General features: G+C 49.7%; 8 protein-coding genes and 1 pseudogene. 6 read left to right on the top strand and 3 right to left on the bottom strand.

What is annotated here, in order from left to right:
- Positions 1 to 102: pseudogene (locus AZ66_RS31010) on the bottom strand (helix-turn-helix transcriptional regulator); the annotation flags it as partial.
- Between the two features lie 178 nt (positions 103 to 280).
- Here AZ66_RS31010 and AZ66_RS25805 point away from each other — a divergent pair.
- Positions 281 to 1,123, top strand: coding sequence for an aldo/keto reductase (locus AZ66_RS25805; protein ID WP_044357483.1), 843 nt, complete (start codon positions 281 to 283; stop codon positions 1,121 to 1,123).
- Positions 1,124 to 1,424: 301 nt separating this feature from the next.
- Here the strand turns inward: AZ66_RS25805 and AZ66_RS25800 are convergent, their stop codons facing one another.
- Positions 1,425 to 1,862, bottom strand: a complete 438-nt coding sequence (locus AZ66_RS25800) for a hypothetical protein (RefSeq protein WP_021262536.1) — start codon at positions 1,860 to 1,862, stop codon at positions 1,425 to 1,427.
- Positions 1,863 to 2,117: 255 nt separating this feature from the next.
- Between AZ66_RS25800 and AZ66_RS25795 the strand changes: the two genes are divergently transcribed.
- The 5 genes from AZ66_RS25795 to AZ66_RS25780 all read left to right on the top strand — a co-directional run bounded on the left by AZ66_RS25795 (position 2,118) and on the right by AZ66_RS25780 (position 4,741).
- Entirely contained in the window at positions 2,118 to 2,630 is a 513-nt protein-coding gene (locus AZ66_RS25795; RefSeq protein WP_021262535.1) for a Crp/Fnr family transcriptional regulator, read from the top strand.
- A gap of 199 nt (positions 2,631 to 2,829) precedes the next feature.
- A complete protein-coding gene (locus AZ66_RS25790) occupies positions 2,830 to 3,333 on the top strand; it encodes a GNAT family N-acetyltransferase (RefSeq protein WP_331436942.1) in 504 nt (167 codons plus the stop codon).
- Positions 3,334 to 3,530: 197 nt separating this feature from the next.
- Positions 3,531 to 3,848 carry a spore coat associated protein CotJA gene (locus AZ66_RS31005; RefSeq protein ID WP_082061736.1) on the top strand — a complete coding sequence of 106 codons (318 nt, stop codon included), beginning with the start codon at positions 3,531 to 3,533 and terminating at the stop codon, positions 3,846 to 3,848.
- A 2-nt stretch (positions 3,849 to 3,850) separates the two neighbouring features.
- Positions 3,851 to 4,120, top strand: a complete 270-nt coding sequence (locus AZ66_RS25785; RefSeq protein ID WP_028531226.1) for a spore coat protein CotJB — start codon at positions 3,851 to 3,853, stop codon at positions 4,118 to 4,120.
- Positions 4,121 to 4,171: 51 nt separating this feature from the next.
- Entirely contained in the window at positions 4,172 to 4,741 is a 570-nt protein-coding gene (locus tag AZ66_RS25780) for a manganese catalase family protein (RefSeq protein WP_021262531.1), read from the top strand.
- A gap of 105 nt (positions 4,742 to 4,846) precedes the next feature.
- Here AZ66_RS25780 and hmpA read toward each other — a convergent pair.
- Positions 4,847 to 5,849 (bottom strand): NO-inducible flavohemoprotein (hmpA, locus tag AZ66_RS25775; RefSeq protein WP_044357482.1); only part of this gene is annotated, 1,003 nt, incomplete at its 5' end.

The following is a 5,849-nucleotide window of genomic DNA, read 5'->3' as shown; positions in this document are numbered from 1 at the left end:
ATGCATTAAGTGACAGAGGATCACGCACTTCCACTTTCCTCCGATGACATCTAAGGTCGCTTCCACCGAAATATTATATTTTTTATTGGTTCTGGTGTTCATGAGAAGACCTCCTTTTACTATGGGAACTTTTTAGTGCCTATCGTACTTTTAAGTGCGTACTGGTCAGAAATAATTATTGCCATCATAATAGCATATATAAGTCGATGATTACCACAATCGACTCCAACAAGTTATCAAGTATTACATTCTACTATTTCCCTTACTGGAGGTTATATTTATGACAACGCATTTGCAAGCAACTACGACTCTAAATAACGGAAAGGCTATGCCATGGTTCGGCATTGGCGTATTCAAAGTTGAGGACGGTCCCGAGCTCGTAGACGCGGTCAAAGCTGCTGTCGCTCATGGCTACCGCAGCATCGACACGGCAGCTATCTATGACAACGAGCAAAGCGTAGGTCAGGCTATTCGCGAAGCTCTTCAAGAAACAGGGCTCTCCCGCGAAGACCTCTTCGTCACTTCCAAGGTGTGGAATGCCGATCTCGGCTATGAAGCGACGCTCGCTGCCTATGAGACTAGCTTGAAGAAGCTGGGGCTAGATTATCTCGATCTATACCTGATTCACTGGCCGGTGGCTGGCAAATACAAGGACGCATGGCGTGCGCTCGAAACACTGTACAAGACTGGACGTGTCAAAGCGATTGGTGTCAGCAACTTCCAGATTCATCACCTGGAGGATCTGATGAAAGATGCAGAGATCAAGCCGATGGTGAACCAGGTCGAGCTCCATCCACGACTCAGCCAGCAACCACTGCGCGACTTCTGCGCTCAGAATGACATTCAGATTGAAGCATGGTCGCCTCTGATGCAGGGCCAGCTGCTGGACAACCCGGTACTGCAGGAAATTGGCGGCCGTCACGGCAAATCGATCGCCCAAGTCATTCTGCGCTGGGATCTGCAAAACGGCATCGTAACGATTCCAAAATCGACAAAGGCTCACCGGATCATTGAGAACGCCTCGGTGTTTGACTTCGAGCTGACGAGCGAGGAGATGGCCCGCATCGATGCGCTGAACCAGGATCTGCGGGTTGGACCGGATCCAGACAATTTTGACTTCTAAGCCTGACAAAGCCATATTGAAAAATGCCAATTTCCCCAACTCGGGACTGGTTAGCCTGTTGAGAAATCCTCAACAGGCTTTTATCATTTCCCATTGTCATCCACAGCGTTAATAGGGGATAGACTCCAACAATCGATAGTTCGGGGATGCAGTGAATTCTGCGGGCAGCCTCATTGACGATGCCGGGCAAGCACGTGATCAGAAATGCCCTCTTAGCAAGCAGCAGAGCTCTGTCCTCGCCAAGGGGCATTGTTTGAGGAATTGGATAAGATGAGACAGCGGTGAATATGGGGCTGTAAACCTATTGGTGCCGAGTAGGGGGACTCCCCATACTTGTGTCTGGATTCGAAGCTTGGGAGGCGGCGATGTTCAAGTAAGCCTGCATGCGGTTCTTCACCTCTGCACGAATCAAGCCGCGCAGCATGTAGAACGAATGTTGATAGCCTCGGCATACGTATTGGACACGAATCCCATGTTCAAGCCGTTCCTCCTCATACACTTTAATGCCGCGGTTGCGAAACTGTTTGCGCAGGCGGTACAGATCGAGAGAAGCATTATCTTGTGCTTGTCTTAGACATTGTGTGTAGATGTCGGCCATCTTCAAATTAGAGGCTCCAATCCGTTCAATGTCACGTTCCAGCACATCCAAGATTAGCGTTTGAATAATATATTGCTTGACAATGTAGGCATCTTCTCCGTTGTGGGGGGGAGAGCCGTTCGATGCGAATGGTGTACCCATGCGCGTTCTTCCTCCTTGTATATATCACGTGTATGCCATATGCATGGCCTCATGTCGTGTGAGGCATGAGATATCTATTTAAAAAGAGTGAATGGAGAACCCTTGTTCTTATTATATTCATAATACCGAACAAATATTCGCATTTCAACAACCAAACGTGGTCAAAAGGGAGAGAAATCGGTACAATAGGTACAACATACGTGCGAAATGCGGCAGCATTCATAGACGGAACGGCAATAAGGGGGGCAATCAAAAATGATTATGACACTGCATCGGGGAGAAGTTTTATTTCGACAAGGGGATCCAGGAACGTATTTGTACCGCATTATAAGCGGGTTGTGCAAGGTTACACGCTTGCATGAGAACGGCAATATTATTTTGTTCAACCTCGTATACACGGGCGAAATCGTCCCGCATCATTCCTTAATCACGCCGAAGGAATGTCACGGAACAGCGATCGCGATGGTTAAGACGGTGGTGGAACGGATTCCGGCTGAGGAGTGGTATGAAGGCTTGCGGCAGCAGCCGGACAAGGCGCTGGATGTTGCGAAGCTGCTTCAAGATAAGCTGCGTTTCATGCAGCAGCGCATTGATCATTTGACTATCGGGACACCGAGCGAACGATTAGAGCTGTTGTCAGCATGGCTGAGAAGCTATGCGGATACGATGCCTATTACCGAATTATTGACACAAGAGGAAATCGGCCAATTTATTGGTGTGCGGCGGGAAACGGTAAATCGGCTTCTTCGTCAGGATCAACACGGGTAGAATGGATAACACGCATGATTGGAATTACATAAACATGCGCAAGCTATCCGAAGCTGACAAGCGCTGTGCCGTAAGGGCTCGCGCGGGTGCTAGATATAGATGTATGTAATAAAGATATAGGATGGGATTTCAAATGCCACCCAAGTGTGCTTTAATAGGAGGATCATTTTGAATCCTGTAATCATATCGGAGGGGCTATATGTTGCTTGAGACGAAACGCTGTACACTTACCAAGCTGCATGCAAGTGACTATGATAACGTAAGACGGCTGTATGTGAACGAGGAGGTACGCAAATATCTAGGCGGGGCATGGACAGAGGAAGAGGCGATTACAGGCAGCTTCCGCAGGATGCTTGCTTCTCAGGGAGGAGCCTCGTTCTGGATCATTAGAGAAAAGCAAACGAATGCGTTTATCGGGTTGATTTCTCTGGATACGCACCATGATGGCGTCAGTACGGAGGTATCTTATGAGCTGCTGCCTGAATGGTGGGGCTCTGGATATGCGGCAGAGACAGTTACAGCAGTGATTGATTACGCATTTCGCGAACTAGGATTGCCTGAAGTGATCGCCGAAACACAAGCTGCGAACAAGGCCTCATGCAGGCTCTTGGAACGAATCGGCATGAGCTTTCGGGATACGGTGCAAAGATTTGGCGAACAGCAAGCGATATACGGCATCACCAACAGAGAGATCGTATCGTAAGCGAACAGAAACGGAGCTCAGCACTCGTTCTTTATCATTTGACATTCATTCCTATACCGCCAACAAAGCCAAGGTGTACAGAGAATTAGATCTGTCACATCTTGGCTTAAATTATGTACATGGGACATTCCTGCTCTCACATACAAGTAAGAGATTGAGTAATGCGAACATGAATGCAAGGAGGCGTAAAGAGTGTCATGGAACACGAATTACAGCGAAATTTAGCTTCAGAAGATCTGCCTCCGGTTGGACAGCAAGAGAGAAGCGGCTGTTGTCCGACGGAACAGGCTGTGCCGCAGGAGCGTGTATATTTCCCGTTCCGAAGTCCGTGTGACCCCTGTCCGCCACTGCCTTATTCCGTCTTTGTCGTACCCATCAACCAGTTCATTACGTTCCAGCCGCCTAATCTCCCACAGTTCCCACCTGCGCAGGCACTACGTTGTGGAACCTTATGGCCTGCCCTATACAGCCCGTACCATTCCCGCAGAAACCAGCGAGGGGAGGAAGAAACTTGACGATGAGTGTACATCCTTATCAAACCGAGGAATACCGTCGAAGCTTGGAACAGCTGCAAGTAATCGACTTCGTATTATTGGAGCTGAATCTGTACTTGGACACTCATCCAGGAGATCTGCAGGCGATTCAGCAGTTCAATTACTACGTCAGTGAGCGAATGAAGGTTGCCCATCAGTTCCAAGAGCAGTATGGCCCGCTTATGAATTTCGGCCATTCTTATTCGGGCTGTCCATTTACATGGGCTACCACGCCTTGGCCATGGCAGGTTTAGCCGTGTGTCGTCAGGCGGCAAATAACTTGATGGACAGGAGGGGACGCGGAATTGTGGATCTATGAGAAGAAGCTGCAGTATCCAGTGCGTGTTAGCAAGTGTGATCCTCGCATGGCGAAGCTGTTGATGGAGCAATATGGGGGGGCGGATGGCGAGCTGGCAGCGGCACTGCGCTACTTGAACCAACGGTATACGATACCGGATAAAGTAATTGGGTTGTTGACAGATATTGGAACTGAGGAGTTTGCTCACCTCGAAATGATCGCCACGATGGTATATAAGCTGACGAAGGATGCAACACCGCGGCAACTGGAGGATGCAGGACTGGGGCCTCATTTTGTAGCGCATGAGAAAGCGCTGTTCTACAGCAATGCGGCTGGTGATCCATGGACGGCGACCTACATACAGGCCAAGGGCGACCCGATAGCTGATCTGTATGAGGATATTGCGGCAGAAGAGAAGGCGCGTGCTACGTACCAATGGTTAATCGACATGACGGATGATGTCGACTTGCAGGATGGATTGAAGTTCCTGCGTGAGAGGGAAGTCGTGCACTCCTTGCGCTTCCGGGAGGCTGTTGAGATCTTGAAGGAAGAGCGGGAGCTGAGAAAAGTATTCTAATTCCCGCAGTTGTGTATAGAGAATGTTGAGAAATTCGGATAACGTACATGAAGAAGGGACACCCTTGCTGAACGCAAGAAGTGTCCCTTCTGTCGTCATTGCGGTTTAAACTTCTAAGGAGCCTGCTGGGCCGAAGTATTCGTAGTGAATACGCTCAGGAGAAACTCCAAGCTGCTTCACTGCTCGATAGATGGCCTTCATGAATGGTTCAGGGCCGCAGAAGTAAATGTCGGCATCCTCCCATACGGAAGCGGGAACGATGGAGCTAAGCCACTGCGCGTCCACGAAGCCGATGTGAGCAGAAGCTTCTGCCTCGCTGCCTTTCTCATAACAGAAGAAAGTATGGATATGGCTATGCTGAGCGGCCAGATCATTCATTTCTTGACCAAAAGCATGCGCCGCTTGATTGCGCGAAGCATGAATCGAATAGACATCCCGCTTCGGTTCTGCTGCCGCCAGCGTGTGCAGCATGCTGAGAAGAGGTGTCTGCCCAACACCGCCGCCAATCAGCACAACTGGGGCCATACCTGACTTCAATGTGAAGTCGCCAGCAGGTGCAGTCGCTTCGATGACATCACCTACTTGCACCTCGTCATGCAGATAGGTGGAGACGATGCCAGCAGGTGCATGTTCGCCTCCGCTCTCGCGCTTCACGCTAATGCGGTAAGTCTCGGATTGAGGGGCTTGGGACAAGCTGTAATGGCGATAATGGGTATTCTCATGTCCCTCCGGCTGAACTCGAACCGTTAAATATTGGCCAGGAAGGAAGGAGGAGATTGGCTGTCCGTCCTCAGGCTTCAAGTAGAAGGAGGTGATCATGTCGCTTTCCTCCACTTTGCGGACAACGAGGAAGCGTCGCACATCTGACCAGCCGCCGATTTGCTGTTCGGCTTCCTGGTACATTTCTGCCTCTACCTGAATAAATACGTCGGCAATAACGCCATATGCTTCTGCCCAGGCTTCAATAATGTCATCAGTAGCAGCTTCGCCTAGTACATCCTTGATAGCAAGCAGGAGATGCTTGCCGACAATCGGATAGTGCTCTGGCTTGATGTTAAGTGCCCGGTGCTTCTGGGCAATTTGGCGTACGACTGGCAAGATTGTCTCC

Origin of the sequence: Paenibacillus sp. E194 (assembly GCF_000935845.1) — a bacterium.
GTDB lineage: Bacteria > Bacillota > Bacilli > Paenibacillales > Paenibacillaceae > Paenibacillus_B > Paenibacillus_B alvei_B.
Note: the sequence above shows the minus strand (reverse complement) of the source record. Positions and strands in the feature narration are given on the sequence as shown.